This is a genomic window from Nocardiopsis sp. FR4 (assembly GCF_009830945.1).
In the GTDB taxonomy this organism is placed as follows: Bacteria; Actinomycetota; Actinomycetes; order Streptosporangiales; family Streptosporangiaceae; genus Nocardiopsis.
In genome coordinates, this window is the sequence record NZ_VWVV01000019.1 from 1 (window position 1) to 26,631 (window position 26,631).

Consider the following 26,631-nt stretch of genomic DNA (forward strand, 5'->3'; position numbering starts at 1 on the left):
TCCCCCGTCACCGGACCCGGCTTCAAGACCGAGATCCGCCGGGTCACCACCATCGACGAGTTCCCCCAGGACAACGAGTGGATCCGCAAGGAACGGGCCTGGCGCGAGGCCACCGGCCAGCTCTGAGAGGCGAGGACCATGGCTGACCCCACCGGCCGGGAGGCCGTCGCCGCCGTCTGGCGGATCGAGTCCGCGCGGATCGTCGGCGCGCTCGCGCGCTACACCGGCGACTTCGCGCTCGCCGAGGACCTGGCCCAGGAGGCGCTGGCCGAGGCCCTGGTGACCTGGCCGCGTGAGGGCGTGCCCCGCAACCCCGCGGGGTGGCTGCTGACCGTGGGGCGGCGGCGCGCGATCGACACCTTCCGCCGGCGCGCCGCCCGCGACGAGCGCTACGCCGTCCTGGCCCGTGACCTGGGCGAGGGCGGCACGGCCTCGGGGGGTGCGCCCGCCGACCCGGCCCGGGAGGCCGAGGACGTGCTGTGGGATCCGGACCAGATCGACGACGACGTGCTCGCGCTGATGTTCGTCTCCTGCCACCCGGTGCTCTCGCGCGAGGCCCGGGTGGCGCTGACCCTGCGGGTGGTCGGCGGTCTGACCAGCGACGAGATCGCGCGGGCGTTCCTCGTTCCGACCGCGACCGTGCAGGCCCGGATCACCCGGGCGAAGAAGACCCTGGGGGCGGCCCGGGTGCCGTTCGCGGTGCCGGCGGCCCGGGAGCGGATCGCGCGGCTGGGCTCGGTGCTCAACGTGGTCTACGTGATCTTCACCGAGGGGTCCTCGGCCAGCTTCGGCAAGGACCTGCTCCGGTGGGACCTGGCGGGTGAGGCGCAGCGCCTGGCGAGGCTGTTGAGCCGTCTGGTGCCCGAGGAACCGGAGACGCACGGCTTGTTGGCGCTGCTGGAGCTGACCGCGGCGCGTTTTCCGGCGCGTACCGGGGCGGACGGGCGGCCGGTGCTGCTGGAGCACCAGGACCGGCGCCGCTGGGACCGTTCGGCGATCGTGCGGGGGCGGGCCGCCCTGGCCCGGGCCGAGCGGGCGGGTCGGGGCCTGGGCGCCTACGGCCTGCAGGCCGCCATCGCCGAGTGCCACGCGCTGGCCCCGTCGGTGGAGGAGACCGACTGGGAGCGGATCGTGGTCCTGTACGAGGCCCTGGGGCGTCTGGCGCCCTCGCCGGTGGTCGAGCTCAACCGGGCGGTGGCGGTCTCGATGGCCCGGGGGCCCGCCGCGGCGCTGCCGGTGGTGGAGGCGCTGGCGGACGCCCGGGAGCTGGCGCACTCGCACCTGCTGCCGAGCGTGCGCGGGGAGCTGCTCGTGCGTGCGGGCCGCAGGGAGGAGGCGCGCGTGGAACTGGAGCGGGCCGTGAAGCTGTGCGGCAACGACGCGGAGCGGGCGGTGTTGGAGGGCAAGATCGCCGATCTGGGCTGAGGAGGGGCCGAACCAGGATGCGGTGGGGGGCGTCGTACGGTGTCAAGGCGGTTGTGCCCTGAGTGTCCCGACACGAGCAGGAGAACCACGATGACGTTCCGGCCATACCACGACGGCACGGTCACCTCTCTGTCCCGGCGTCGCTTCGGCCGACTCGCGGCCCTGGGGTTGGCCGCCGGGGTGGGCGCGGTCGCGGGGCCCGGCCCGGCCGCGGCCGACGGAGGCGGCGGACAGGCCTACTACGACCGCGCCCGCAGGCGCGCCGGACAGGACCCGGTCCTGTCGGCCCTGGTCAGGGCGCTGTCTCCGGATGTCGTCTACCCCGAGCTGGACGCGCCCGCCCCGGTGATGCTGTTCGACGACCTGGCGATGCTGAGCGTGGGTTTCGTGCACGCCATGGCGCTTTCGACCAGTGACGGGATCGTGCTGATCGACGCGCTGCGCTCCGAGCGGGACGCGGAGGAGGTCATCGTCCCGGGACTGCGTGAGCTGGGCGCCGACCCGCGGGATATCCGGTACGTCGTGGTCACCCACGGCCACTACGACCACTTCGGCGGTGCCCGCCACCTCGCCGACCGGTACGGGGCGCGGGTGCTGATGTCGCCCGCCGACTGGGACCTGGTCGAGAGCACCCGGCCCGAGGACGCGCCGGTGCGGGACCTGGAGATCGCGGACGGGCAGCGGCTCACGCTGGGCGGCACGACGGTCGGCCTGCACCACACGCCGGGCCACACGCCGGGCACCGTCTCGCCGGTCTTCCCGGTGCGCTGGGGGGCGCGGCGCCACACGGCCATGCTGTGGGGCGGCACCAACCCTCCCGGGACCCCCGCGGAACTGCGCACCTATCTGGCGTCCATCCGCTCCTTCCGTGAGCGGATGCGCCGTGCGGGGGTGGACGTGGAGCTGTCCAACCACCCGATCGACCACGGGCTCCAGCGCGCCGAGCAGGTGCGTGACCAGCCCGAGGAGAACCCCTTCGTGCTCGGGCGGTCGGGTACGGACCGGTTCATGGCGGTGATGGATCTGATGTTGCGCGGCAGGCTCGCCGACGCGGAGGCGGCGGGGAGCTGAACCCGGGTGCGCTCGGGGGTGGGGGGCGCGCGGGTGCGGGCGTAGAATCCGGCCAAGGTTGGCGCACAACAGCAGACGGGGTCGGTCATGGCGGAGTTCGTGCACGTGGTGGTTCCCGTCTTCGCCGCGGTGGCGAGCGGCCTGTTCGCCGGGTTGTTCTTCACCTTCTCGGTCGCGGTCATGCCCGGTCTGGCCCGGGCCGGTGACCGGGTGATGATCGAGGCGATGCAGGGCGTCAACGTGGCCATCCTCAACCCGTTCTTCGCGCTGGTCTTCATCGGTGCGCCCGTCGCGGTGCTGGCCTGCCTGGTGCTCCACGCCAGTGTCGGCGCGGCGGCCGCGGCGGGGTGGAGCGCGGCGGCGCTGGCCTGTCTGGTGGCCGCCATGCTGATCACCTTCGGGGTGAACGTGCCGCGCAACAACGCCCTGGAGCGGGTGGGCCCGCCCGAGCGGGTCGCCGACCCGGCCGCGGTGCGCGGGGCCTTCGAGGGGGTGTGGGTGCGCTGGAACCACCTGCGCACCCTGTTCTCGGTGGTCGGCCTGGTCTGCGCGGTGACGGCCCTGACGGTGCGCTGACCGGCGGCCGAGTGCGCCCGCCACAGCCGTCGGCTCTGCGACCTGTGACACCGGGAGTTCCCGCAGGGGAGGAAACCCGTGGTGGTGGGTATTGTCGAGCCGACACGGTAGGGCGATCCGGAAGGCTCCAGTGGACGCGGTGGTGGTACTCGCTCTGGTGGCGGGGTTCGTGCTGTTGGTCGCCGGAGGGGAGTCACTGGTTCGGGGCGCCGGTTCGCTTGCCCGGACGCTGGGCATGTCCTCGCTGGTCGTGGGTTTGACGGTGGTGTCCTTCACCACGTCGGCGCCGGAGCTGGCGGTGAGCACCGACGCCGCGCTCTCGGGGTATCCGGGGCTGGCCGTGGGCAACGTGGTGGGCAGCAACATCGCCAACATCCTGTTCGTGCTGGGGGCGGCGGCGCTGTTCGTGCCGTTGGCGGTGAGCTCCCAGGTGGTGCGCGCCGATATCCCGGTGATGGTGGTGCTGTCGGGTGTGGTGCTCCTGATGGCGCTGGACGACCGTCTGAGCCGTCTCGACGGGGCGATACTGTTCGCGGCCCTGGTGGTCTATGTGACCGTCACGGTGCTCCTCTCCCGCAGGCGCGTGCTCGCCTCCGCCTCCCCCGCACCGGAGGACGCCCTGGGTGGGGATCCGGCGGGTGCCGACGGGCGGGTCCGGTCGGTCCTGAGGGACCTGGGGTTGGTGGTTCTGGGCACGGTCATGCTGGTGGCGGGTGCGCGGCTGCTGGTGTACTCGGCCAGCACGATCGCGGCCGCGTTGGGGGTGAGCGACCTGCTCATCGGGCTGACCGTGGTGGCGGTCGGTACGTCGCTGCCCGAGCTGGTGACCTGTGTCGTGGCGGTGCTGCGGGGTGAGCGCGACATGGCGGTGGGCAACATCGTGGGCAGCAACGTGTTCAACATCGGGGCGGTGCTCGGTGTGACCGCCGTGGTCGCCCCGGAGGGGATCGCGGTGGCGCCCGCGGCGCTGCGGTTCGACCTGCCGGTCATGCTGGCGGTGGCGCTGGTGCTGGTCCCGGTGGCCCTGACCGGGTTGGGCGTGGCCCGCTGGGAGGGGGCGCTGTTCGTCGGCTTCTACGCCGCCTACCTCGCCTACCTGGTGCTGGAGGCCACCGGGCACGCGGCGCTGCGGCCCTACAGCGCGGCGATGCTGTGGTTCGTCATTCCGCTCACCGCACTGTGGCTCGTGGCGGTGGCGGTCTACGAGGTGGGGGCGGGGCGCCGCGGAAGGCGGTCCCGGGCGGCCCGGGAGCCGGCTGAGAGGGACTGAGATCCGCGGCCCTCGGGGCCGCCCGCGCGGGCGGTCGGCGGAGGAGCGGCCGGTCCGATGGTCGCGGGAGCCCGTGGGGCCACCGGTTCAGGTGAGTTCGGCGCTGCCCTCGCGGTAGATCTTCGCCGAGGCGATGCGTCCGTCGCGCACCCGGTAGAACCCGGCGATGGGGAAGGTCCGCTCCCGGCCCTCCACGGTCAGCGTCTCCGTCATCTGGCAGGCGACCCGGTCGTGCGCACAGAGGAGTTCGTGGAGGGTCAGGGTGGGCAGCAGGTGCCTCATCGCGTCGGCGAACAGCGCGGTGAGTTCCTCCCGCCCGCGGGCCGTGGTGGTGCCGGTGACCCAGGAGGCGTCGGCGGTGAACCCCGCCATCAGGGCGTCGAGGTCGCGGGCGTTGAAGGCGGCCACGTGCGCCCGCACGGCGGCCGCGGCCTCGGGGTGGTCCATGGTGGGAGTCTGGCAGGCCCCCACCGGACGTGCCACGGGTTTATGTGCTCGAGGCGGTCAGGATCCGGGAAGCGCGGGGGTCCCGGGCGCGGCTAGCGTCACAGGCGTTGCACACCGATCAGACCAGGAGGGCGGTAGCGATGGGCACGGACACCGGTGCGAGGGGCACGGGCGGTTTCTCGGAGGAGGAACGCGCCTCCATGAGGGCGCGCGCGGAGGAGCTGCGGCGCGAGGCCGGCGGGGGGCGTGGCGCCAAGGCGGCGGCCGCGGAACTCGAGGTGCTGGCCAAGATCGCGGAGATGGAGGCGCCGGGCCGGGCGGTGGCCGAGCGCGTGCACGCCATCGTCACCGCCAACGCCCCGGAGCTGGCGCCCAAGCTGTGGTACGGGCAGCCGGCCTACGCGAGGAGGGGCAGGGTCGTGTGCTTCTTCCGGAGCGGGCACGCGGACAAGGAGCGGTACTCGACCTTCGGCTTCACCCCCGAGGCCGCTCTGGACGAGGACGGCGGCCTGTGGCCCACGTCCTATGCGGTGACCGAGTTGGGCGAGGAGGCCGAGCAGGCGATCGCCGCCCTGGTCAGGAGGGCCGTGGGGTGAGGCCCTGCATGCCCGACAGCAGGGCCTGGACGTCGCGCACGCACCCGCCGCAGCCGGTGGTGGCGCGGGTCTTGGCGGCGATGGCCTCGCGGGTGCGCGCCCCGTCCATCCAGGCCTGTTCGATGTCGGTGCGGCTGACCGCGTTGCACCGGCACACCAGCGCCTCCCCCTGGTCCCGGCCGGGTGCGTCGGGGGTGGAGGTGGGCAGTCCCTGGAGCAGGGCCAGCCGGTCGGCGGGGACCGGGGTGCCGGTGTCGTAGAGCTGGGCCAGGGTGGCGGCGGCCTCGGGGAAGCCGAGCAGGACCGCGCCGACGACCTTCTCCTGGCGCACCGACAGTTTGGCGTAGCGTCCGCCGTAGGGGTCGCTGATGGTGACGGTCTCCAGGCCCTCGGCGTCGTCGTCCTCGTGGACCTCGCCGAACGCGGTCAGTTCGATGCCCTCGGCCTTGAGGCGGGTCAGGGGCCGGGCCCCGGCGTAGGCCGCGTGCGGGGCGGTCCCGGTCAGGCGCCGGGCGAGCACGGCGGCCTGTTCCCAGCCGGGCTGGATGAGCCCGGCGCCGCCTCCGGGGTGTTGGGCGCAGTCGCCGATGGCGTGGACGCGCGCGTCGGAGGTGGCCAGGTGGTCGTTGACCAGGACGCCGTGTTCGGTGGCGATTCCGGCGTCCTTGGCCAGTTCGATGTTGCCGCGCACTCCGGCGGTGACCACGAGGGCGTCGCCGGGCAGGACGCGTCCGTCGTCGAGTTCCAGGCCGGTGCCCGGGATCCACCGGGAGGCCACCCGCCAGGAGTGGACCTCCACGCCCAGGGCGGCGTAGAGGTCGGCGAGGATGCGCGCGGCGGGCTTGTCGATCTGGCGGCGCATGATCCAGGGCGAGGACTCCACCACGGACACGCGCATGCCGCGGCCGACCAGGCCGCGGGCGGCCTCCAGGCCGAGGATGCCGCCGCCGAGCACGACCACGGGGGCGCCGGGGCGGGCCAGGGCGAGCAGGCGCTGGCAGTCGGCCAGGTCGCGCAGGGCGGTCACCCCCTCCCCCGGGGTTCCGTCGGCCTCGGCCACGCCGGTGATGGGGGGGAAGGAGGCGCGTGCGCCGGTGGCCAGGACGAGTTCGTCGTAGGGCAGGGTGGTGCCGTCGTCCAGGGTGAGGGTGCGGTGTTCGGTGTCCAGGGCGGTGGCGGTGATGCCGGTTCGTACGCGCACGCCGGGGCTGTCGGGGACGGGCAGGCGGATCTGGTCGGGGGTGTAGTCCCCGGCGACCACGCCCGAGAGCAGCACCCGGTTGTAGGCGGGGTGGTGCTCGGTGCCCACGACGGTGACGCGGACCCGTTCGGCGGCGGGGTCCAGGCGGGCGACCTCCTCGGCGAAGCGGGCGCCGACCATCCCGTTGCCGACGACGACGATCTGACGCGGGGACGCGCCCTGCACGGTGCTCAACTGCGGCCTCCTGGGGTGGGTGTGTGCGCTCCCGGGCGGCGTCGGCCGGGGTGGTGCGGGTGGGGGTCGGTCGGCATCAGGACTCGGTGGCGGGTTCGGGCTCCAGGCGTACGGCGCTGACCTTGAACTCGGGCATGCGGCTAATGGGGTCCAGGGCGGGGTGGGTGAGGTTGTTGGCGGCCTGGGTCCCGGGGAAGTGGAAGGGCAGGAAGACCGTGTCCAGGCGGGCGGTAGGGGTCAGGCGTACCCGGGCGCGGGTGCGGCCGCGCCGGGAGGTGACGCGGGCCCAGTCCCCGGCGGCCAGTCCGGCGCGGGCGGCGGTGTCGGGGTGGACCTCGACGTAGACCTCGGGTTCGGCGTGGTCGAGTTCGCTGACGCGGCGGGTCTGGGCGCCGGTCTGGTAGTGGCCCATGAGCCGTCCGGTGGTGGCGACGAGCGGGTAGTCGGTGTCGGTGGTCTCGGCGGGGGACCGGTGGGCGACCGGGATGAAGCGGGCGCGGCCGTCGGGGTGGGCGAAGGAGTCCAGGAACAGGCGGGGTGTGGGCTCGCCGTCGGCGCGTACCGGCCAGTGCAGGGCCTGGCCGCTGTCCAGCCGTTCGGGGGTGACGCCGGAGTAGTCGGAGGCGCCTCCGGCGGAGGCGCGGCCGAGTTCGGCCAGGACGGTGTCGGGGTCGGTGGGGAAGCGCGGGGCGGGCTGGCCCAGGCGGGCGGCCAGGGCGGAGAGGACCTCCAGGTCGGTGCGCACGCCCGGGGGCGGGGAGGTGGCGCGGGTGCGGCGCAGGACGCGCCCCTCCAGGTTGGTCATGGTGCCCGACTCCTCGGCCCACTGGGCCACGGGCAGGACCACGTCGGCCATGGCGGCGGTCTCGGAGAGGACGAAGTCGGCGGCCACCAGCAGGTCCAGGGAGGCCAGGCGGGCGCGGACGCGTTCGGCGTCGGGGGCCGAGACGACGGGGTTGGAGCCGAAGAGCAGCAGGGCGCGCGGGCCGTGGTCGGTGCCCAGGGCGTCGAGGAGTTCGAAGGCGGACCGGCCGGGGCCGGGCAGGGTGTGGGGGTCCACGCCCCAGACCCCGGCCACGTGGGCGCGGGCGGCGGGGTCGTCGATCATGCGGTAGCCGGGGAGCTGGTCGGCTTTCTGGCCGTGTTCGCGGCCGCCCTGGCCGTTGCCCTGGCCGGTGATGCAGCCGTAGCCGGAGCCTCGGCGTCCGGGTAGGCCCAGGGCCAGGGCGAGGTTGATCCAGGCCGAGACGGTGTCGGTGCCCTTGGCGTGCTGTTCGGTGCCGCGTCCGGTCAGGACGTAGGCCGACCGGTTGCGGGCGGCGGTGCCCAGCAGGTCGGCGGCGGCGCGGATGCGGGCGGCGGGGACGCCGGTGACCTGTTCGGTGCGTTCGGGCCACCAGGCGGCGGCGTGTGCCCAGGCGGCCTCGAAGCCGGTGGTGCGGTCGGTGATGAAGGTGTCGTCGCACCAGCCCTGGACGCGTGCGGCGTGCAGCAGGCCCAGGGCCAGGGCCAGGTCGGTGCCGGGGCGGGGGGCCAGGTGCACTCCCCCGTTGTCCAGGGCGACCTGTGCGGTGGCGGAGCGGCGGGGGTCGATGACGATGAGGGTGGGCGCGGACAGGTGGCCCATCATCGGCGGCATGGTCTCGGCGGGGTTGGCTCCGGCGAGCAGGACCACTTCGGCCTCGGCGACGTCGGTGAGGGGGAAGGGCATCCCCCGGTCCAGGCCGAAGGCCCGCATGCCCCCGGCGGCCGCCGAGGACATGCAGAACCGGCCGTTGTAGTCGATCTGGGAGGTGGCCAGGGCCAGGCGGGCGAACTTGCCCAGAGTGTAGGACTTCTCGTTGGTGAGGCTGCCACTGCCGAAGACCGCGACGCTGTCGGGGCCGGACTCGGCGCGCAGCGCCAGGAGGCGTTCGGCGACGTGGTCCAGGGCGGTGTCCCAGTCGGTCTCCTCCAGCTCCGAGATACGGTCCTTGCGGATCAGGGGGCGGGTGAGGCGGTCGGGGACGGTGAGGACCTCGGCTGAGGTCCAGCCCTTGCGGCACAGCCCGCCCCGGTTGGTGGGGAAGGGGGCCGGGCGGGCGGCCAGGCGGCCGTCCGGCCCGGGCTCCAGGTGCATGGCGCACTGCAGCGCGCAGTAGGGGCAGTGGGTGGTGGTCATCGGTTGGTGCTCTCCACGCTGGCGGCGGCCGCGGCGGGGGTGGTGGCGCGGGAGGGGCGGCGCAGGTACACGGTCCAGGTGACGGTAGCGCACACGAGGTAGAAGAGGCCGAAGGCGACGAAGGCGGGGGCGGTGGTGCCGGTGGCGGCGAAGGACTCGCGGAAGCCGACGTTGACCCCGACCCCGCCCAGGGCGCCGACGGCGCCGATGAGGCCGAGCACGGAGGAGGCGACGCGCTTGGTGCGGGCCAGGGCCTGCTCGCGGGGTTCCCCGGCGGCGATGGCGTCCTCGGCCCGGGCGGCGTAGAGGGAGGGGATCATCTTGTAGGTGGAGCCGTTGCCCAGTCCGGTGAGGACGAACATCACCGCGAAGGCGCCGATGAACAGGGCCAGTTGGGCGGCCTGGACGGCCAGGACGAGGACGGCGGCACAGGCGGCCATGGCGAGGAAGACCCACAGGGTGACGCGGGCCCCGCCCAGGGAGTCGGCCATCCGGCCGCCCACGGGGCGGATGAGGGAGCCGATGACCGGGCCCAGGACGGCGATCCCGGCGGCCTGTACGGGGGCCAGGCCGAACTGGGACTGCAGCAGCAGGCCGAAGGCGAAGCCGGTGCCGATGAAGGAGCCGAAGGTGCCCACGTACAGCAGCGACATGATCCAGAAATGGCGGTCGCGCACGGCCGACATCTGGGCGGCGACGTCGTTGCGCACGTGGACCAGGTTGTTCATGGAGCGCGCGGCCCACCAGGCCGAGAGCAGGATCAGCGGCGCGTAGAAGAGGGGCACCAGGTAGCCGGAGGAGGTGGTGAACAGGGCGATGACGCCCAGTCCCACCAGTTGCACGGTGGCCACCCCGATGTTGCCGCCGCCCGCGTTCAAACCCAGCGCCCACCCCTTCTCCCGTTCGGGGAAGTAGGAGTTGATGTTGGCCATGGAGGAGGAGAAGTTGCCGCCGCCCACGCCGGCGGTGGCGGCCAGTACCAGGAACACCCAGAAGGGGGTCTGGGGGTTGCTGATGAGGAAGAGGGCCGCGGCGGTGGGGACGATGAGGGTGAGGCTGGAGATGATCGTCCAGTTGCGGCCGCCGAAGGCGGGTACCGCCAGGGTGTAGGGCACGCGCAGGATGGCGCCCACGAGGGTGACCACCGACAGGAGCAGGAACTTCTGCTCGGGGGTGGTGGTGAAGCCGTTGTCGGGGGTCATGAAGAGCACGAGCACCGACCACAGGCTCCACACGGAGAAGCCGATGTGCTCGGAGGCGATGGAGGCCCACAGGTTTCGCCGGGCCACGCGGCGTCCGCCGTCGTTCCAGAACCCCTCGTCCTCGGGGTCCCAGCGGGAGATCCAGCTCTTGCCGGTACGTGGTGCGCGCTGGCCAGGGGTCACGTCCGTGCCTTCCTGCTTGAGGGCTACTGACGAAACCGAAGGTAGGGAGGCCGCGTTGCCTGGAGGTGTCCAGCCGTAACACACGGGAAACAGTAGGCTCACCCGGAGGGTGTGACCTCGGTGAGAACCCCGTCGTCGCTGGTCATCGCGGTGCGCTGGCGGTCAGGGTGTGGTGTTCACCACGTTGGGGTTGGGGCTACTCCTTCTTCCTTCCCGTGGCCTGGCCGAAAGCCACGCCCAGGGCCAGGCCGACCGCGACGCCCACCGCCGGGTCGTCCAGGGCCATGCCGATGGGCAGGCCGAAGGCCACCCCCAGGGCGAGGCCGAGTCCGAGGCTGTTCTTCTTGTCCATGGTGTCTCCTCACGTGTTCGTGGTGCCGCGTCTGGGACGCGGGGCGGCCGGGCCGGGTTCCGTTCAGGGCGCGGGGTCCAGGGATTCGGAGACGTGTTTGCGGGCGCTGTCGTAGATGATCTGGCTGCGGAAGGCGGCCACCTCGCGGCGTTGGGTGAGCCGGTCGATGAGGAAGCTGTGCAGCGCGTCCAGCGAGGGCACGGACACGTGCACCAGGAAGTCCTGCTCCCCCGCCACCACATAGACCGCCATCACCTGGGGCAGGGCGACCATGGCGGCCTTGAAGCCCTCGATCACCTGGCGGCTGGGCGGGCGCAGCTGCACCGAGACGAAGGCCTCCACCTGCCGGTTGAGTGCGGCCGGGTCGATGTCGGCGTGGTAGCCGCGGATCACGCCGCGCTGGTGCAGCAGGCGCACGCGCTCCAGGCAGGTGGAGGGCGCCACCCCGAGCTTGTGGGCCAGGGCGCGGTTGGTCTGCCGGGCATCCTGCTGGAGTTCGCGGACGATCGCCGAATCAAGTTCGTCCATACGACCCACACTAGGGCCATGGCCGAATAGTATTCGCCGGACTCTCCATCGTATTGTTCTTATGGCTAATTTCTTTCCCGTTCACACGTCATATGAACGGGGAAAGTCATGCGTATGGCCACCAAGATCGTCGTCGTCCTGCGCCAGGGCCTGGAGCCCGCCCTGGCCGCCAACGCCGGGGTGGTGCTCGGGCTGGCGCTGGGGGCGCGGCTGGAGAACTCCCTGGCCTCGGACGGCAAGGACGCGGGCGGCGGGGTGCACGCCGGGATCAACCCGCACCCGGTCCCGGTGCTGCAGGCCTCGGGGGAGCAGCTGCGCGAGCTCAAGGCCGGGGCCGACGACCTTGCGGTGACGGTGGTGGGCTTCAACGAGGTGGCCCGCCGCTCCCGCGACTACGTGGAGTACCTGGAGGCCCTGGCGGTCACCGAGCCCCGGGACGTGGACTACGTGGGACTGGCGGTCACCGGCCCGCGCAAGGAGGTCAACAAGCTCACCGGCAAGCTCGCGCTCCTGCGCTGAGGGACGCCGCGCCAGAACGCCCGGGGGCGGCACCTCCGTTCGCTCCGTCCCCGGGAGCGCTGGAACAACGGCCGGCCGGAGACCACTCCCCCATCCGTCGACGGGGCTCGGGTCACCCGGGGTCCGGGGGCGCTTGCGGGGGCCGGGTGTAGAGGACGTCGCGGGCCTGTTCGGCGGCGCGCAGGATGGTCTCGCTGACGAAGTCGCTGAAGCGGGCGATGTTCTCCAGCCGCACGGCGGCCGGGGTGCCCGGGCCCAGGATAGTGACGCCCTGCCGTGCCGTCTCGGCGACCTGGGCGGTGCCCCGCGCGCTGGCGACCGTGGACTGGTACCACACGCCCTCGTCGGCGACGTAGCGCTCGCGGCGGCCCTGGTCGCGCTCGCGGCGGACCAGGCCCTGCTCCTCCAGGAACGTGATCGCCTTGGACACGGAGGCCGGGCTGACCTGGAGGCGCTGGACGAGTTCAGCGGCGGTCAGGCTGCCCGTGTCGGAGATGAACAGGCAGGTCAGGACCCGGGCGGTCATCTTGGTCAGGCCCTGGCGCATCAGCAGGGTGGCGAAGGCCTCCTCGTACTCGCGCACCTCCTCGGGGTCGCGCCCGTGGGCCCGCACGGGCGCCCCGGGGCCCCGGGGCGCGGTCTGCCTGCGGCGGCGGGCACGGTGTTCGCTGGCTCGGTGGGCCAGGTCGGCCCGGTAGCCGGTGGGGCCGCCGTTGCGCATCACCTCGCGCGTGACCGTGGAGGTCGGCCGGCCCAGGCCCCGGGCGATCTCCGCGTAGGCCAGCCCCTCGGCCAGCCCCGCCGCGATCTGCTGCCGTTCGGTCTGGGTGAGTCTGCGTCCCGACACCGTGGTCCCCCTCGTGCGTCCTGTGGCCCGGTGGCGCCAGCGTAGCGTTCCCCCACAACCCAACGCAACAAACAGCACGTCCGTCGTTGCGTCTACATCAAATCCATCGCAACGAAATATTAGCTATGAGCTGTGCTTATAAGACTTCCGTGCAACATATTCGTTGCACGATCTGTGAACACAACGTAGCTTTTCTTTCGTTGGAAACGAAGGGCGCCAAGGCGCCCCGGACGCACCCTCCCCGCCGCCACCCGGACGGGCCCGGCGGAGCGAACACCGTACGCACAGGAGGCTCATCATGGGACACGGCAACCGAGGCCTCTCCAAGGCGGGGCTGCGCAGAATGCGCGACGTACTGGAACGGCATGTGGGGTCCGGGAGGATTCCCGGCCTCGTCGCCCTGGTCGGCCGGGGCGAGGAGACGCACGTCGAGGCGATGGGGACGATGCGCCACGACGGCGGTCCGCCGATGCGCCGGGACACCCTCTTCCGGATGGCCTCCACGTCCAAGCCGGTCTCGGTCGCGGCGGCGATGGTCCTGCTCGACGAGTGCCGCCTGCGGCTGGACGACCTGGTGGAGCGGTGGCTGCCCGAACTCGCCGACCGGCGGGTGCTGAAGCGGGTCGACGGCCCGCTGGAGGAGACCGTCCCGGCACGGCGGCCGATCACCGTGCGGGACGTGCTGACCTCCACGTTCGGGCTCGGCATGGACCACACCTCGCTGGGCACCCCGATCATGAACGCGCTCTTCGAGCAGGGGCTCACTCCCAACCTGCCGGAGCCGATGCCCGAGTCGGACGAGTGGATGCGCCGCCTAAGCGCGCTCCCGCTGACGCACCAGCCCGGGGAGCACTGGCAGTACCACGTCAGCAGCGACCTGCTCGGCGTGCTCGTGGCCAGGGTCACGGGCCGACCGTTCGAGGAGTTCCTGCGCGAGCGCGTCTTCGAGCCCCTGGGTATGGGGGACACCGGTTTCCACGTGCCCGCCGACCGGATGGACCGGCTGCCGCCCCTGTACGCCCCCGACCCCCAAAGCGGGGAGTTCCTGGTGTGGGACGAGGCCGAGGGGGGACGCCACAGCCGGCCTCCGGCGTTCCCCGGCGGCGGTGGCGGGCTGGTCTCCACCGTCGACGACTACCACGCCTACTTCCGGATGCTGCTGAACCAGGGCAGGCACGGGAGCGAGCGCATCCTGTCCCGGCCCGCCGTCGAGCTGATGACCACCAACCGCCTCACGCCCGGGCAGCGGGCCGCGCGCGACGCCATGGCCGCCGACCACGTCCACGTGTCCTTCGGTCAGGGGCAGCACGGCGGCTGGGGCATGGGGATGGCGGTGCGCACCTACCGCGGCGACTACGCGCCCGTGGGCCAGTTCGGCTGGGACGGGGGAAGCGGCACCACCGCCTACGCCGACCCCCACCACCAGCTCACCGGAATCCTGCTCACCCAGGTCGGGATGTCCGTCCCGGACTCGGCGCGGCTCATCCACGACTTCTGGACCACGCTCTACCAGGCGGTCGACGACTGACACCGCGGCCGCCTGCGCCCCCACCCCCCGCTCACCCGGGGCTGGGGGCGCAGGCGGGGCGGCCCATGAACCCGCGTTCGCGCAGCGGGGGCAGGCCCAGCCGGGCTCCGGTCTCCTCGTCGAAGCCGTCCAGGAAGTCGTGCAGGATCTCGGCGAGCCGGTCCAGGTCCTCCACGAGGTAGAGCACCGGCTGGTATCCGGCGACCTGGTAGGGGCGGGTGGCGATCTCGCGCAGGTCCCAGGGGCGGACCTCGGCCCGCTCCAGGCGTTGCAGTTCCCCGAAGGAGGACAGCAGTGCGGCGCCGTAGGCCCGCACTCCCCCGGCTTCGCGGACCACCCCGTATTCGAGGCTGTGCCAGTAGACCCGGCTGACCAGGTCCAGGGCGTCCTCGCTGTCCACCCGCGCCGCGGCCCGGCCGACCGTGCGGTACAGGTCGGCGAAGAAGAGCGAGGTCAGGTGGGTGCCGTGGCCGAAGACGTCGTGGATGACGTCGGGTTCGGGGGTGTACAGGGGCATGGCGGGGTGGCGTACGTACTGCACGGCGTGGAAGTAGCCGTCGGCCATCGCGCCCAGGAAGCGTTTGTTGGGCACGATGCCGCCCGCCAGGGTGAAGGAGAACCCGGTCAGGGCTCTGAGCCGGTCGCCGACCTCGGCGTGCTGGGGGATGCGGTCGCCGGGGATGGGCGCCTGCTCGCGGGCGCGTTCGACGGCCCTGCACACGCGCCCCTCGTGGGCCCGCCGCAGGGCGCGGTGCACGGTGCGCCAGGTCTCGTGCTCGGACTCGGTGTAGTCCACGTGCGGCGCCGGGGCGCCGACGCGGTGGCCCTCGGCGCGTGCGGCCAGAAGGTCGCGGCGGCGGACGTAGTCCGGATCGGCGAAGCCGGGGTGCTCCTCGGCGGGGCCCAGGCGGCCGTCGGGTGTGACAGGAGTCTGTGTCAGTTCGTCGCTCATGTCCTCATCGTGTGCCAGGAGGCCGCGATGACCTGCGATGACGCGCCGCTGAGGGGCGGGCGGAGGTGTCAGCGCCAGGTGATGACGCCGCCGCCGGTGGGGCGGAAGACGCCGAAGCAGGCGTGCACCAGTTCGTCGGCCTCCTCGTCCCCCAGGTCCGGATGGAACGCGCGGGGGCGGTGCTCGGGTTCGGGGCTCTGGTGGACCGGAGCCGGATCGGGGGAGTTGTTGGCGTCCATGCGCACCTCATCGGCAGCGGTCACCTGTTGCCGCGACTCCACGCCACGCTCGGTCTGGGAACCGTGGTCGGGGCGCTTCTCGCCGCGTTCCTGGCGAGCGTGTCGGTGCCTCTGCCGAGCCAGAGCCTGGGAATGGCCGGCCTGCTGGTGTTGACGGCTCTTCTGCTCAGGCGGGTTGCCCAAGGCCCCGACACGCATGTCACACGCGCGCCCGGAGACCTGCTGCTGGCCTCCTGGCGTGAACGGCGGACCCTCCTCATCGGAATATGCGTCCTGGGGTTCGCCTTCACCGAAGGCACGGCCAACGAATGGATCGCCTATGTCTGGTCGACGGTTACGGCGCCGCCGAGCACATGGGAGCCCTGGCGTTCGCCGCCTTCGTGGCGGCCATGACGGCGGGGCGCCTCACCGGAGGTGCTCTCGTCGCCCGCTTCGGCCGCGCCGGCGTCCTTCGCGCCTCAGCCGGACTGGCCCTGTGCGGCGTACTCGTCGTGGCCTTCAGTGACGCGGTCGCGTGGGCTCTCGTGGGAGCGCTTCTGTGGGGCCTGGGGTCCGCCATGGGGTTCCCGGTCGGCATCGCGGCGGCGGCGGACGATCCCGCGAGAGCCGCGGCGGGGGTGTCGGTCATCAGTTCGTTGGGCTATGCGGCCTTCCTGGGCGGTCCGCCGCTGCTGGGGTTGCTCGGCGGGCTCTACGGCATCCAGCAGGCGATACTGATCGTCTGCGCGGCGCTTTCGGTGACCTTCCTCGCGGCGGGATCCACCCGGCAGGTCACCGCCACCGCGGACAAGGGGAAGCCCGGCGGGCCCCGGTAGGGAGGGGACGGGTCGCGGCCTCCCCCTGGCGAACGCGCTCACCGGGGCCCGGCGGCGTACAGGTACAGCAGCGCGCTCATCGAGGTGCCGCTGACCAGGCGGCCCCGGCGCACCAGCTCGGGGACCCGCTCCAACGGAACCCACTCCACCCGTTCGGCCTCCCAGGTGTCCTCGGGCTCCCCGATCCGCTCGGCCTCCTCGGCGAGGAACACGTGGTGCTCGCTGTCGGTCAGCCCGCTGGAGGGCTGGGTGTACACCAGCGGGCGCAGCGGCCCCGGCTCCCACCCGGTCTCCTCGCGTACCTCCCGTGCGGCGGCCGCCTCGGGGCTCTCCCCCGGCTGCACCCCGCCCATGGGGATCTCATAGCCCCAGGTGTCGGTGATGAACCGGTGCCGCCACAGCAGCAGTACGTGCCCGGAGCCGTCGCGCACCACCGCTCCGGCGCCGGGCGGGCGCCGGATGAGCCGGTGGTCGAACCGCTGGCCGTCGGGCAGTTCCACGTCGGCGGCCCGCAGGTCGATCCACGGGTCGGTGTAGAGGGACTTCTCGGAGTGGACCATCCAGCGCACAGGCGACTTCTTCCCGGTCGAGGGGGCGTGGACACCAGCCTTCCACGGCGGTCGGCCCATCGTTTCCACGTTCCGCGGATCCCCGTGCGTCCACGGCGCATCACAGTGGACATGACCGATGGAGGCATTGGCACGCTCCTGGTGGACGACCTGCTCGTCCTGGCCACCACCCCCGCTTCGGGCGGGTCGCCACCTCCCTCAGCTACGACACCGCCCTGGTCGGCTCGGTGCTCACCGAGATGGTCCTCACCGGAACCGTGCGCTTGGAGGGAAAGCTGGTGCTGCCGGGGACGGCACCGGCGCCCTCCCCCGCGCACGAGGTGTTCGCGGCCGGGATCCGGGAGCAGCCGCGACGGCGCGGCCCCGCGTGGTGGCTGGCCCGCTCCCGGGACCCGCGGAGGCTCCGGCGGGTGTGCGAGGAGGCGGTCGGACGCGGTGCGGTGCGGCACTCCAGCATCCCCGGCACCCTGGACCTGTACACGGTCGACCCGCGGCGGCGCGCGGTGCTCGTCGAACACCTGGGCGCGGTCCCACCGGCCGGGGCCCGCTCCGCGGCGCTGTTGGCGCCGTGCCACGGAGCGGGCCTGGGGCACCTGGTCGCCTCCGGCCTCACGGCACGGGAGCGGACCGTGCGGATTCGGCAGTTGCTGGAGGACACCCCCATGTCCGTGGAGGCGGACGTGCGTACGGTCGTCCGCTGGGGGCTGGTGGGCCGGTCGGCCCTGGCCGAACCTCACGGCCGAGGGTTTCCTCGCCTTCTTGTCGGGCCTGTGGTTCAGCTGAGGGGCCCGGCCGCCTACGCCGGGGTCTTCCCGGGCGCGTGCTCCTGTCGGGCGGCCTGCCTGCGAGCTCGGTAGGCCGCGGCCTTGACCCGGTTGCCGCACCCCTCCATGCCGCACCACGTACGGCGTGCGCCGCGGGAGCGGTCCAGGTACAGGCGGGTACAGCCCGCACGAGCGCACTCCTTCACACACGCGTGGCGGTCGGCGAGCACGACGATGCCGCTGCGTGCGACGTGGGCCAGCGCGGAGCGCAGGTCTCCCGATCGGCGCAGACCCGTGTCGCTGAGCTCGACCTTGGGCGGTGGTCCGGCGGCGACTCGGTTGACGAGGTCCAGGCTGGTCGGCGTGAAGCGACGGTTCCGCACGCGGTCGAGCGCCAGCTGGTAGAGCGCCTCGCGCAGCCGCACCGCGGCGGCGAGGGCCGGGGCGTCGGCGCTCACCTGGTCGGGAAGCTCGTCGCATTCCAGGACCCACCGCTCAAGGTCGGCTGGGGCGGCCAGGAGGTCGACGGGCCTGTCCCGGCGGGACTGCACGGTGCCGACCAGGTCCAGGGCTGGGTTTCCACTCACGAACGCGAACCTCACGTCACCATCTTGACGGGTGACGCGGGGCTCGGCAAAGATCGTCACCAGTTGAACTGGTGACGCGATCGGGTCGTGACGAGACCGGCCGCCGTGGACGGGAGGGCTGATGAGTGGGGTGGGTGGCATCGAGGCCGTGGTCCTTGACGTCCTCGGAACGATGGTCGATGAGCCGGGCGGGCTACGGGAGGCCGTACGCGAGGCGGTACCCGCGTGTGACGAGGCCTCTGTCGAGCGGCTGCTCACCGTGTGGCGGGGGCATGTCGAGCACGAGCAGCGACGTGTCGGGGAGGGGCTCCGGGAGTACGCCAACAGCGAGGTCCTTGACCGTGAGGCGGCCCGACGCGTGGCTGACCGTGCCGGGGTCACCGACCCGGAGGCCGTTGAGCGCCTGGCCACCGCGGGACAGCGCCTGGAACCCTGGGCGGACTCCCAGTACGGACTCATGCGTCTGGCTCAACGGTTTCCCGTGCTGGGGCTCTCCAACGCCAGCCGCACGGCTCTGGTTCGGCTCAGCGCTCACGCCGGACTGCGCTGGCACCACGCCCTGTCGGCCGAGGAAGCCCAGGCCTACAAACCCGCGGAGCGGGTCTACCGGCTCGCGGTCAAGGCGGCGGGATGCGCACCCGAGCGCATGTTGATGGTCGCCGCCCACGCCTGGGACCTGCGCGGAGCCCAGGCGCTGGGTATGCGCACCGCCTACGTCGAGCGCCCCGGCGGGGATCCTCCGAAGAGGACCGACACCTTCGACGCGAGTTCAGCCAGCCTGGACGCGTTGGCCGCCGCACTGGAGTGAGGCGGGACGGTGTAGCGCACGAGTGGCTCCCCCGGCGACCCGTGCGCCGTCCGGGTCCTGACTCCCCGGATCGGGCTGCTCGCCCCGGCCGCCTACGCCTCCTGGCGGGCGGCGTTGGCGGCGAAGGCCTCGCGCAGGAAGACGCTCAGGCCCTCGGCGTGGGCGTCGATGGTCGCGGTGAAGCGCTCGTCGTCCACGTACATCCGCCCCAGGCACCGGTGGATGTCGGTGCCGCAGTCGTAGAACCAGCGGGTGATGTGCGCGCGGTGCCGCTCGGCCAGGTCCATGGCGGCGGTGCTGTCGGGAGCCGCCCCCTCCTCCATGGCCCGGGCCAGGTCCCGGTAGATCTGCTCGGCCTCGGCGTTGATCCGCTCCCAGTCGGCCTTGGTGTAGGCGGCCGTCCTGCGCTGGGACGGGGCGTAGGCCTCGGTGCGGCCCCAGCGCTGGCGGACCTCCTCGGCGTACTCGTCCGGGTCGTGGTCGCCGAAGAGCTCGAGGCGTTCGGCGGCGGTGAGGTTCAGACGCATGGTGTCGGCCTCCATCAGCCGTTCCAGGGCCTGCGCCATCTCGCGCAGGCGTGCGATGCGTGCGGTCACCAGTCGGTGCTGACGGGTCAGGTGGGCGCGGGTGTCGGTGGCGGGGTCGTCGAGCAGCGCGGCGATCTGGTCCAGCCCGAACCCCAGTTCCCGGTAGGTCAGGATCTGGCGGAGCCGTTCGAGGTCGGCGTCGCTGTAGCTGCGGTAGCCCGCGCGGGTGCGCCCGGCCGGAACGAGCAGTCCGATCCGGTCGTAGTGGTGCAGGGTGCGCACGGTCTGCCCGCTGAGCCGGGCGACCTCACCGACGGTGTGTCCCATCTGCGGTGTGTCCTCACTGGTGGTGACGTGCGCACGACGCTAGGGGCTGACGCCGCGTCAGGGTCAACGTGTTTTCCGGCTGGCCGGGCGCGGTCTCCCCCATTTGCTTTACTGGCCGGTAACATCGGCTCATGAGTCTTGACCACACCGCCGAGGGCTTCCAGTTCGACCGGGACACCCGGGTCGAGAAGCGGGCCGACGGCGAGTTCGCAGCCACCCTCACCGACGCCTGGACCACCTTCACCTCCCACCCCAACGGCGGCTACGTGTTGGGCGCGGCACTCAACGCGCTGCGCCAGAACCTGAGCCAGCCCGATCCGCTGGCCGTCTCGGCGTTCTTCCTGCGCCCCGCCGCCCCCGGTGAGGCCACCGTGCGCACCGAGGTCGTCCGCGAGGGGCGGCGCACCGCCACCGGGCAGGCCGTCCTGGAGCAGGGCGGCAAGGAGATCGTGCGGGCCACCGCCACCTACGGCGACCTGACCCCCGACCCGGCGGCGCGCGTGCTGGTCCTGGACGAGCCCCCGCGCCTGCCCGCCCCCGAGGACTGCCCCGTTCCGGCCGAGTTCGACAGCCCCCGAGGGCTGGGCATCGCGCACAGCGTCGAGTACCGCTACCCCCAGCGGCCGGGCTGGCTGGACGGTAAGAAGGACGGCCGCCCCCACGCCGAGTTCTGGATGCGCTTCGCCGACGGCCGCGAGGCCGACACGCACTCCCTGGCCTCCATGGTGGACTTCGCTCCCCCGGCGGTGCTGGAGATCGGCGAGTTCACCACCATCACCGTGGAACTGAGCGTGCACGTGCGCGCCCGGCCCGCCCCGGGGTGGCTGGCCTGCCGGGTGTTCACCAAGCACGTCTCCGGTGGCCTGCACGAGGAGGACATGGAGATCTGGGACGCCACGGGCACCCTGGTGGCCCAGTGCCGCCAGCTGGCCATGCTGCTCTGAACACCCCGTGCGGGGGCGGGCCCCGCCCCCGCACGGGGGGCGTGCTCAGACCACCGCGCGAAAGTGCGTGGTCAGGCGGTGGTCCTCCCCCAGCACGTGGAAGGCCACCCCCGGCGGCTGGTCACGGTTGGCGGCCGGCTCGCCCTCCCAGGGCATGCGCAGGGTCCAGGTGACCCCGGGGGCCAGCAGCAGGGGCCGTCCGGCGAAGGTGGTGGCGCCGCCGGTGTGGGCGTGTCCGACCAGGATGCCCGCCACCCGCGGGTGGGCCCGCAGCAGCCCGGCCAGGTCGTCGGCGTTGTCCAGGCGCATGGAGTCGGGCAGCGGGTGGTGCACCCGCACGGGCGGGTGGTGCAGGGCCAGCAGGGCGGGCATGTGGGCGGGCAGGTCGCTCAGGGTGTCGTTGATCCACACCAGGGTGGCCGGGTCCAGGTGGCCGCCGTCCTGTCCCGGAACCGTGGAGTCGCAGGCCAGCACGGCCGCGCCGCCCACCTCGCGCACCCGGTTGAGCGGTTCCTTGGCGGGCCGCTCGCCCAACAGGAGCGCGCGCATCGCCCCGCGGTCGTCGTGGTTGCCGGGGCACAGCAGCACCGGGAAGGGCAGGTCCAGCAGGCGGGCCGCCTCCCGGTACTCCTCGTCGGCGGCGTGCTCGGCGATGTCCCCGGAGACCAGCAGCGCGTCCGGCGCCTGGGGAAGGGTGCGCAGGTAGTCCAGGGTGCGCGCCGCGCGCTCGCTGGCGCGCGCCGTTCCGTCCAGGTGCAGGTCGCTGACGTGGGCGAGCAGAAGCGTCATGGGCGTCCTTCGCGGTCGTGAATGTGTTCACGGTCCCGAGGCGTTCGGCGGCGGTCACGGGCCTCGTGCGGCGGTCACGGGCCGCCCCGGGGCGGCCCGTGACCGCCGCCTCCTCCTCGGATAGCCGCAGACTAAACCGCGCTTTCGGGGCCGAGCAGGAGGGGACGACGGCCGCCAGCGGCCCGTGGAGCCGGGCGCGGAGCGGGCCGAAGACGGCGGGTGGGTCCCTCCCAGCCGGGGAGGGACCCACCCGCGCTGGTTCTCAGGCGACCCGGATCATGCTGGAGTCGTAGCCGCCTCCGCCCAGGTAGGACCACGCGCCGGTCACGCTGTCGCCGTCGGCGCTGAACTCGCCCCGGTAGAAGGCGGGCGAGCCCTTCTCCCCCGCCCAGATGGTGAGGGTGCGGTCCCGCAGTTCGTAGACGTAGTCGAAGGTGTTGCCCTGGTTGTCGTAGAAGCGCGACCTCAGGTCCTCACCGGGACGCTCGGCGCCGAAGGGCCGCTCGCGGCCGATGACCTCCATCCCCACGATGTCGTGGCCGTCCTGATGGAGCCGGACGTCCTGGATGAGGAAGAAGGAGCCCTCCATCCAGCGGAAGGCGACGGTGCCCTCGGCACCGCCGCTGACCTTCCAGGTGCCGACCAGGCGGTCCAGGGCGCTCAGGGCCTCGTCGGTGTGCGCGGTGCGCTGCGCGTACTCGGTCACGGTCTGCCTCTTTCGGGTTCCGGGGCGGCGGCACGGCGCCGCCACCCGCTGACACCCCTATGACCGGAGCGGAACGGAAAAGGAATCGGTCGGCGGAGGAGGGAGTTCCGGTTGCGGAGCCGGGCCGCCGGGGAACGCCGTGTCAGAGGGTCGGCGCCAGGCCGAAGGCGGGGAGCAGCTCGGGACCGAACGTGGTGATCTCCGCGATCAGCCCCTCCTCGACGCGCAGCACGTCGATGTTGACCGCCGTGTGGACCGCCTCCCCCGGGCCGCGTACGTAGTTGGCCGCGCCGGGCTGGCGGTTGGCGTCCAGGGGGGCCGTGATCCAGTCGCCCCAGGCCTGATCACCGGAGAGCACCGGGCGCCACATGTCCAGGATGGCCGAGCGCCCGTCGTAGACCAGCGACGCCGGGGGCATGGTCTGGCGCGCGTCCTCGCGCAGCAGGGCGGCCAGCGCGTCGAGGTCGGCGCGCTGGGAGGCCTCGACGTAGCGCCGCAGGACGGCGCGCTCCTCCCGGCTGGGCGCGGTGGCCGCGCCCCAGGCGGCCCGGCGTTCGGGCAGGACGCGGCGCAGCGTGCCCCGGGCCCGTTGCAGGGCGCTCTTGAGGGCCGGGACCGACATCTCCAGTGCGCGCGATGCCTCGGGGGCGGGCCAGCCCAGGACGTCGCGCAGGATGAGGGCGGCGCGCTGGCGGGGCGGCAGGTGCTGGATGGCGGCCAGGAAGGCCAGTTCCACGGTCTCCCGGGCGATGGCCGCCGACTCCGGGCCCTCCTCGGCCGGGGCCGCCCGGTCCAGGACCTCGTCCGGGCAGGGCTGGAGCCAGGGGACCTCGGCGAAGGCGGAGGCGCCCGGCGCCTGCGGGGAGGGGACACGGCGCGAGGCCAGCGCGTCCAGGCAGGTGTTGGTCGCGATCCGGTACAGCCAGGCCCGGACGGTGGAGCGCCCCTCGAAGGTGTCCCGGTGGCGCCACGCCCTGAGCAGGGTCTCCTGTACCAGGTCCTCGGCCTCGGTGAAGGAGCCGGTCATCCGGTAGCAGTGCACCCGCAGTTCGTGCCGGTGGCGTTCGGCCAGCGCGGTGAAAGAACCCTCGTCTCCCACGCCTGCGGGCTCGCGGTCGCCTTCCCATCCCGTGCCTGCGCCCACCGTAGTCTCCCCGTTCCGTGCCGTCGGCCCGAGCGTAGGGCGCGGCGGCGACGTTCCGCGGGGCGGGCGGGCTCAGCGGGAGGCGGCGCGCGCCCGGAGCCTGCGGGCGGCGCGGCCGCGCCGGAGCACGCCGTGGCGGGGCGCGAACAGGTAGGCCAGGGCGAACGCCCCGGCCTGGGTGAGCACGATGGCGCCGCCGGTGGACACGTTCAGGTGGAAGCTGGTGAAGACCCCCGCCACCGCGGCGGCCACCGCCACGGCCGCCGAGATGCCCAGCATCCGCTCGAAGCGGTCGGTGAGCAGGTAGGCGGTCGCGCCGGGGATGATGACCATGGCCACCACGAGGATGATGCCCACCGCCTGCAGCGCCACCACCACGGTCACCGCGAGCAGCCCCAGCAGCAGGGTCTCCAGCAGGCGCGGGTTGATGCCCAGGGCGTGGGCGTGGACCGGGTCGAAGGCGTACAGGGTCAGGTCGCGGTGTTTGTACCAGACCACCGCCAGGACCACCGCGGCCAGCAGCAGGACCTGCCAGATGTCGGCGTCGGAGACGCCGAGCACGTTGCCGAAGAGGATGTGGCCCAGGTCGGTCTGGCTGGGTACGCGGGAGACCAGGACCAGGCCCAGGGCGAACATGGCGGTGAAGACCACGCCGATGACGGCGTCCTCCTTGACCCGGGAGGTGCGGTTGACCGCGCCGATCAGGGCGACCGAGCCGGCGCCGAAGACCAGGGCGCCCAGAGCGAAGGGCAGGCCGAACACGTAGGAGAGCACCACGCCTGGCAGGACGGCGTGGGAGACGGCGTCGCCCATGAGCGACCAGCCCACCAGGGTCATCCAGCAGGAGAGCACGGCGCACACCACCCCGGCGGCCACGCTGACCAGCAGGGCGCGCTGGACGAACTCGAAGCCCAGGGGCACCGTGAACCACGCCGCGACCGCGGTCAGGGCGTCCATGCGGGTTCCTCCTCCTGGGCGGGGGCTCCGAAGGCCGCCATGAGGGTCTCCGGCCGCAGAACCTCCTCGGGTGGCCCGTGGGCCAGGACGCGTTGCTGCAGCAGCACCGCCTCGTCGCACAGGGCGGGCACCTGGGCCAGGTCGTGGGTGGACACCAGCAGGGTGCGGCCCTCCTGGCGCAGGCGCAGGAGAAGTTCGGTGATGTGGGCCTCCGAGCGCTTGTCGACCCCGGCGAAGGGCTCGTCGAGCAGCAGCACGGCGGCGTCCTGGGCGATGGCGCGGGCGACGAAGGCGCGTTTGCGCTGGCCGCCGGAGAGCGCGCCGATCTGGCGGTCGGCCAGTTCGCTCAGGTGGGTGCGTTCCAGGGCGTGGGCGACGGCCTCGCGGTCGGCGGTGCGGGCTTTGCGGCGGCGCCCCATGTGTCCGTAGCGGCCCATCATCACCACGTCGCGTACGCGTACGGGGAAGGCCCAGTCGACCTGTTCGGACTGGGGGACGTAGCCGACCAGGCCGCGGCGGCGGGCCACGGGGCCGGTGCGGCCGAGGACGCGTACGCGGCCGCGGTCGGTGGGGACCAGGCCGAGCACGGTCTTGAACAGGGTGGACTTTCCCGACCCGTTGGTGCCGAGCAGGCCGCAGACGCGGCCCTGGGCCACGGTCAGGGTGACGCCGTCCAGGGCCAGTACGTCTCCGTAGCGGACGGTGGCGTCGGTGACCTCGATGGCGGCGCTCACCTGTCCTCCTCCTTGAGTCCGGTGACGATGGCCTCGGCGTCGTGGCGCAGCAAATCCAGGTAGGTGGGCACGGGTCCGTCCTCCTCCGAAAGGGAGTCCACGTACAGGGTGGGGCCCATCCGCGCGCCGGTCTCGCGGGCCACCGAGCGCTGGGCGCCGTCGTTGACGGTGCTCTCGCAGAAGACGGCGGGGACCTCGTTGTCGCGGACGAACTCGGTTACGGCGGCGGTCTGCTGGGGGGTGCCCTGGGACTCGGCGTTGACCGGCCACAGGTACATCTCGGTCAGGTCGGAGTCGCGGGCCAGGTAGGAGAAGGCGCCCTCGCAGGTGACCAGGGCGCGGGAGCTGTCGGGGACCTCGGCCAGTTCGGTGCGCAGGTAGTCGCCGACCTCGCTGATCCGGTCCTTGTAGGCCTCGGCGGCCTCGGCGTAGGCGGCCTCGCCCGGGGGGTCGAGTTCGGTGAGGGCGTCGCGGATGTTGTCGACGTAGACGTGGGCGTTGTCGGGGGACATCCAGGCGTGCGGGTTGGGTGCGCCCTCGTACTCGCCCGAGGTGATGGGGATGGTCTCCACGCCGTCGCTGAGCACGGCGGTGGGCGCCTGGACGCGTTCGGTGAACTGCTGGAACCAGGCTTCCAGGCCCAGGCCGTTCTCCAGGATGAGGTCGGCCTCCTGGCCGCGGACGAGGTCGTCGGGGGTGGGCTCGTAGCCGTGGATCTCGGCGCCGGGACGGGTGAGGGAGGCGACCTCGACGCGTCCGTCGGCGACGTTGCGGGTCATGTCGGCCAGGACGGTGAAGGTGGTCAGGACCAGGAGGCGTTCGTCGTCGCGCGCCTGTCCGGCGGAGGCGGAGCAGGCGCCCAGGGTCAGAGCAAGGGTCAGGGCGACCGGGAGTCCCGCCGCCCGGCGGTGTGAGGAGACCTTATCTCTGAAGTTCGGCACGCCTAACTTTTTACCATAACTGAGCCAAACTACACATCTCGTCCGCGGTCTGTTCCTGGTCGGGGACCCGCTCCCGTCAGTGCGGCTACCCGGTTCCGGGCCCGGCACGCCTGCGGCTGCCCCGCCCCGGGATCGGTGGGCCCGGCGCCGCATCGTCGGGACACTTCCGGGGCAGGCTCCAGGAGGGACCCCGCGCACGGCCGCAGCGGGGCCCGGTGGCGGTACGCCGCGATCCTGCCCTTCCGTGGCCCTGAGGAGAACTCCGTGAGCGCCACCTCGATCACCGCCAGCGTCCAACTCTCCATCAGCCAACCCGACGCCGACGACGTCAAGGTGTTCTGGCGCGAGGACAACCCCGAGCTCCTGGCCCTGGCCCTGGTCGACGTGGCGCCCGGCGTGACCCTGCACCTGCACGACGACAGCAGGGACCGCCCCTACCTGGACAAGCTGATCGCGACCCTGTCCCAGGTGCGGGAGCGGATGTCCGACCAGGGCTAGCCGGCGGCGGAGGAGTTTCCGTGCGGGGCCGCGCCGCCGCTGCCGGATCCCACCGCCCCGGCTGCACGGTCCGCGGCCAGCCGGGCGGCGAGGCCACCTGGGGGCCGCCCGCCCGGGCCGCGCTGCGGCGCCTCACCGGGGGCCTGGGGGCCTTCGGCTGACAGCGGGGCGCACCACCACGCGGGTGCGC

The 26,631-nt window shown here is 72.9% G+C and carries 30 protein-coding genes and 2 pseudogenes; 14 read left to right on the forward strand and 18 right to left on the reverse strand.

Going from position 1 to position 26,631, the window contains the following annotated elements; translation table 11 throughout:
* From FYW95_RS17965 to FYW95_RS17985, 5 genes and pseudogenes are all read left to right on the forward strand, one after another.
* Nucleotides 1-126, forward strand: a pseudogene (locus FYW95_RS17965) (transcription initiation protein); the annotation flags it as partial.
* A gap of 12 nt (nucleotides 127-138) precedes the next feature.
* Nucleotides 139-1,425, forward strand: a complete 1,287-nt coding sequence (locus tag FYW95_RS17970) for an RNA polymerase sigma factor (protein ID WP_160050574.1) — start codon at nucleotides 139-141, stop codon at nucleotides 1,423-1,425.
* Nucleotides 1,426-1,515: 90 nt separating this feature from the next.
* Nucleotides 1,516-2,496 carry an MBL fold metallo-hydrolase gene (locus tag FYW95_RS17975; protein WP_160050575.1) on the forward strand — a complete coding sequence of 327 codons (981 nt, stop codon included), beginning with the start codon at nucleotides 1,516-1,518 and terminating at the stop codon, nucleotides 2,494-2,496.
* An 87-nt stretch (nucleotides 2,497-2,583) separates the two neighbouring features.
* Nucleotides 2,584-3,072, forward strand: coding sequence for an anthrone oxygenase family protein (locus FYW95_RS17980; protein ID WP_160050576.1), 489 nt, complete (start codon nucleotides 2,584-2,586; stop codon nucleotides 3,070-3,072).
* A 139-nt stretch (nucleotides 3,073-3,211) separates the two neighbouring features.
* Nucleotides 3,212-4,342, forward strand: a complete 1,131-nt coding sequence (locus tag FYW95_RS17985) for a calcium/sodium antiporter (protein ID WP_236572227.1) — start codon at nucleotides 3,212-3,214, stop codon at nucleotides 4,340-4,342.
* Nucleotides 4,343-4,429: 87 nt separating this feature from the next.
* Here FYW95_RS17985 and FYW95_RS17990 read toward each other — a convergent pair whose 3' ends face one another.
* The gene (locus tag FYW95_RS17990; protein WP_159945369.1) at nucleotides 4,430-4,789 is read right to left on the reverse strand and encodes a nuclear transport factor 2 family protein; all 360 of its coding nucleotides are present in this window, start codon (nucleotides 4,787-4,789) and stop codon (nucleotides 4,430-4,432) included.
* Between the two features lie 140 nt (nucleotides 4,790-4,929).
* On the opposite strand from FYW95_RS17990, the gene FYW95_RS17995 reads away from it, so the two are divergent.
* Nucleotides 4,930-5,385: a DUF1801 domain-containing protein gene (locus FYW95_RS17995; protein ID WP_160050578.1), complete on the forward strand. Its 456-nt coding sequence runs from the start codon at nucleotides 4,930-4,932 to the stop codon at nucleotides 5,383-5,385.
* Here the strand turns inward: FYW95_RS17995 and FYW95_RS18000 are convergent.
* From FYW95_RS18000 to FYW95_RS18020, 5 genes are all read right to left on the reverse strand, one after another.
* The gene (locus FYW95_RS18000) at nucleotides 5,366-6,820 is read right to left on the reverse strand and encodes an FAD-dependent oxidoreductase (protein WP_160050579.1); all 1,455 of its coding nucleotides are present in this window, start codon (nucleotides 6,818-6,820) and stop codon (nucleotides 5,366-5,368) included. The two genes, FYW95_RS17995 and FYW95_RS18000, sit on opposite strands and share 20 nt — an antisense overlap.
* Before the next feature lie 76 nt (nucleotides 6,821-6,896).
* Nucleotides 6,897-8,981, reverse strand: a complete 2,085-nt coding sequence (locus tag FYW95_RS18005; RefSeq protein WP_160050580.1) for a molybdopterin oxidoreductase family protein — start codon at nucleotides 8,979-8,981, stop codon at nucleotides 6,897-6,899.
* On the reverse strand, nucleotides 8,978-10,366 hold the full coding sequence (locus FYW95_RS18010) for an MFS transporter (RefSeq protein ID WP_159945373.1): 1,389 nt from the start codon (nucleotides 10,364-10,366) through the stop codon (nucleotides 8,978-8,980). Before FYW95_RS18010 ends, FYW95_RS18005 begins: the two co-directional genes overlap by 4 nt.
* 196 nt (nucleotides 10,367-10,562) lie before the next feature.
* Nucleotides 10,563-10,718, reverse strand: a complete 156-nt coding sequence (locus FYW95_RS18015) for a glycine zipper domain-containing protein (protein WP_159945374.1) — start codon at nucleotides 10,716-10,718, stop codon at nucleotides 10,563-10,565.
* A gap of 63 nt (nucleotides 10,719-10,781) precedes the next feature.
* Nucleotides 10,782-11,246 carry an Lrp/AsnC family transcriptional regulator gene (locus tag FYW95_RS18020; protein ID WP_159945375.1) on the reverse strand — a complete coding sequence of 155 codons (465 nt, stop codon included), beginning with the start codon at nucleotides 11,244-11,246 and terminating at the stop codon, nucleotides 10,782-10,784.
* A 108-nt stretch (nucleotides 11,247-11,354) separates the two neighbouring features.
* On the opposite strand from FYW95_RS18020, the gene FYW95_RS18025 reads away from it, so the two are divergent.
* Nucleotides 11,355-11,765 (forward strand): DUF2000 domain-containing protein, encoded by a 411-nt coding sequence (locus tag FYW95_RS18025; RefSeq protein ID WP_159945376.1) that lies wholly within the window; start codon nucleotides 11,355-11,357, stop codon nucleotides 11,763-11,765.
* A gap of 112 nt (nucleotides 11,766-11,877) precedes the next feature.
* On the opposite strand, the gene FYW95_RS18030 is transcribed toward FYW95_RS18025, so the two are convergent.
* A complete protein-coding gene (locus FYW95_RS18030; RefSeq protein WP_160050581.1) occupies nucleotides 11,878-12,612 on the reverse strand; it encodes a GbsR/MarR family transcriptional regulator in 735 nt (244 codons plus the stop codon).
* Nucleotides 12,613-12,910: 298 nt separating this feature from the next.
* Here FYW95_RS18030 and FYW95_RS18035 point away from each other — a divergent pair, with 298 nt between their 5' ends.
* The gene (locus tag FYW95_RS18035) at nucleotides 12,911-14,140 is read left to right on the forward strand and encodes a serine hydrolase domain-containing protein (RefSeq protein WP_160050582.1); all 1,230 of its coding nucleotides are present in this window, start codon (nucleotides 12,911-12,913) and stop codon (nucleotides 14,138-14,140) included.
* Nucleotides 14,141-14,171: 31 nt separating this feature from the next.
* Here the strand turns inward: FYW95_RS18035 and FYW95_RS18040 are convergent, their stop codons facing one another.
* Both FYW95_RS18040 and FYW95_RS18045 read right to left on the reverse strand, forming a co-directional pair.
* Nucleotides 14,172-15,092 (reverse strand): phenylalanine 4-monooxygenase, encoded by a 921-nt coding sequence (locus tag FYW95_RS18040; RefSeq protein WP_159945379.1) that lies wholly within the window; start codon nucleotides 15,090-15,092, stop codon nucleotides 14,172-14,174.
* Nucleotides 15,093-15,160: 68 nt separating this feature from the next.
* Nucleotides 15,161-15,355 carry a hypothetical protein gene (locus tag FYW95_RS18045; protein ID WP_201294928.1) on the reverse strand — a complete coding sequence of 65 codons (195 nt, stop codon included), beginning with the start codon at nucleotides 15,353-15,355 and terminating at the stop codon, nucleotides 15,161-15,163.
* Between the two features lie 284 nt (nucleotides 15,356-15,639).
* Here FYW95_RS18045 and FYW95_RS28320 point away from each other — a divergent pair, with 284 nt between their 5' ends.
* Nucleotides 15,640-16,146 (forward strand): MFS transporter, encoded by a 507-nt coding sequence (locus FYW95_RS28320; protein ID WP_236568113.1) that lies wholly within the window; start codon nucleotides 15,640-15,642, stop codon nucleotides 16,144-16,146.
* Between the two features lie 38 nt (nucleotides 16,147-16,184).
* On the opposite strand, the gene FYW95_RS18055 is transcribed toward FYW95_RS28320, so the two are convergent.
* The gene (locus tag FYW95_RS18055) at nucleotides 16,185-16,715 is read right to left on the reverse strand and encodes an NUDIX hydrolase (RefSeq protein WP_159945380.1); all 531 of its coding nucleotides are present in this window, start codon (nucleotides 16,713-16,715) and stop codon (nucleotides 16,185-16,187) included.
* Between the two features lie 176 nt (nucleotides 16,716-16,891).
* Here FYW95_RS18055 and FYW95_RS18060 point away from each other — a divergent pair.
* Nucleotides 16,892-17,572 (forward strand): annotated as a pseudogene (locus FYW95_RS18060) (GPP34 family phosphoprotein); the annotation flags it as partial.
* On the opposite strand, the gene FYW95_RS18065 reads toward FYW95_RS18060, so the two are convergent.
* Nucleotides 17,512-18,066, reverse strand: coding sequence for a CGNR zinc finger domain-containing protein (locus tag FYW95_RS18065; RefSeq protein WP_236568114.1), 555 nt, complete (start codon nucleotides 18,064-18,066; stop codon nucleotides 17,512-17,514). The pseudogene FYW95_RS18060 and the gene FYW95_RS18065 overlap by 61 nt on opposite strands.
* Before the next feature lie 121 nt (nucleotides 18,067-18,187).
* Here FYW95_RS18065 and FYW95_RS18070 point away from each other — a divergent pair, with 121 nt between their 5' ends.
* On the forward strand, nucleotides 18,188-18,874 hold the full coding sequence (locus FYW95_RS18070; protein WP_159945382.1) for a haloacid dehalogenase type II: 687 nt from the start codon (nucleotides 18,188-18,190) through the stop codon (nucleotides 18,872-18,874).
* A gap of 92 nt (nucleotides 18,875-18,966) precedes the next feature.
* On the opposite strand, the gene FYW95_RS18075 is transcribed toward FYW95_RS18070, so the two are convergent.
* Nucleotides 18,967-19,728 (reverse strand): MerR family transcriptional regulator, encoded by a 762-nt coding sequence (locus FYW95_RS18075; RefSeq protein ID WP_159945383.1) that lies wholly within the window; start codon nucleotides 19,726-19,728, stop codon nucleotides 18,967-18,969.
* 131 nt (nucleotides 19,729-19,859) lie between these two features.
* Here FYW95_RS18075 and FYW95_RS18080 point away from each other — a divergent pair, with 131 nt between their 5' ends.
* A complete protein-coding gene (locus FYW95_RS18080; protein ID WP_160050584.1) occupies nucleotides 19,860-20,672 on the forward strand; it encodes a thioesterase family protein in 813 nt (270 codons plus the stop codon).
* Between the two features lie 45 nt (nucleotides 20,673-20,717).
* Here FYW95_RS18080 and FYW95_RS18085 read toward each other — a convergent pair whose 3' ends face one another.
* The 6 genes from FYW95_RS18085 to FYW95_RS18110 form a co-directional block, all read right to left on the reverse strand.
* Nucleotides 20,718-21,461, reverse strand: a complete 744-nt coding sequence (locus FYW95_RS18085; RefSeq protein ID WP_160050585.1) for a metallophosphoesterase — start codon at nucleotides 21,459-21,461, stop codon at nucleotides 20,718-20,720.
* A gap of 262 nt (nucleotides 21,462-21,723) precedes the next feature.
* On the reverse strand, nucleotides 21,724-22,167 hold the full coding sequence (locus FYW95_RS18090; RefSeq protein WP_159945386.1) for a hypothetical protein: 444 nt from the start codon (nucleotides 22,165-22,167) through the stop codon (nucleotides 21,724-21,726).
* Nucleotides 22,168-22,309: 142 nt separating this feature from the next.
* The gene (locus tag FYW95_RS18095; protein WP_159945387.1) at nucleotides 22,310-23,311 is read right to left on the reverse strand and encodes an RNA polymerase subunit sigma-70; all 1,002 of its coding nucleotides are present in this window, start codon (nucleotides 23,309-23,311) and stop codon (nucleotides 22,310-22,312) included.
* 72 nt (nucleotides 23,312-23,383) lie between these two features.
* Nucleotides 23,384-24,268, reverse strand: coding sequence for a metal ABC transporter permease (locus FYW95_RS18100; protein ID WP_159945388.1), 885 nt, complete (start codon nucleotides 24,266-24,268; stop codon nucleotides 23,384-23,386).
* Complete coding sequence (locus FYW95_RS18105) at nucleotides 24,256-25,002, reverse strand: metal ABC transporter ATP-binding protein (RefSeq protein ID WP_159945389.1); 747 nt, start codon at nucleotides 25,000-25,002, stop codon at nucleotides 24,256-24,258. The genes FYW95_RS18100 and FYW95_RS18105 overlap by 13 nt, the downstream gene beginning before the upstream one ends.
* Nucleotides 24,999-25,943: a metal ABC transporter substrate-binding protein gene (locus FYW95_RS18110; protein WP_159945390.1), complete on the reverse strand. Its 945-nt coding sequence runs from the start codon at nucleotides 25,941-25,943 to the stop codon at nucleotides 24,999-25,001. The genes FYW95_RS18105 and FYW95_RS18110 overlap by 4 nt, the downstream gene beginning before the upstream one ends.
* A gap of 264 nt (nucleotides 25,944-26,207) precedes the next feature.
* On the opposite strand from FYW95_RS18110, the gene FYW95_RS18115 reads away from it, so the two are divergent.
* Both FYW95_RS18115 and FYW95_RS18120 read left to right on the forward strand, forming a co-directional pair.
* Entirely contained in the window at nucleotides 26,208-26,441 is a 234-nt protein-coding gene (locus tag FYW95_RS18115; RefSeq protein WP_159945391.1) for a hypothetical protein, read from the forward strand.
* A gap of 20 nt (nucleotides 26,442-26,461) precedes the next feature.
* On the forward strand, nucleotides 26,462-26,602 hold the full coding sequence (locus FYW95_RS18120; protein ID WP_159945392.1) for a hypothetical protein: 141 nt from the start codon (nucleotides 26,462-26,464) through the stop codon (nucleotides 26,600-26,602).
* Nucleotides 26,603-26,631: the final 29 nt, after the last annotated feature.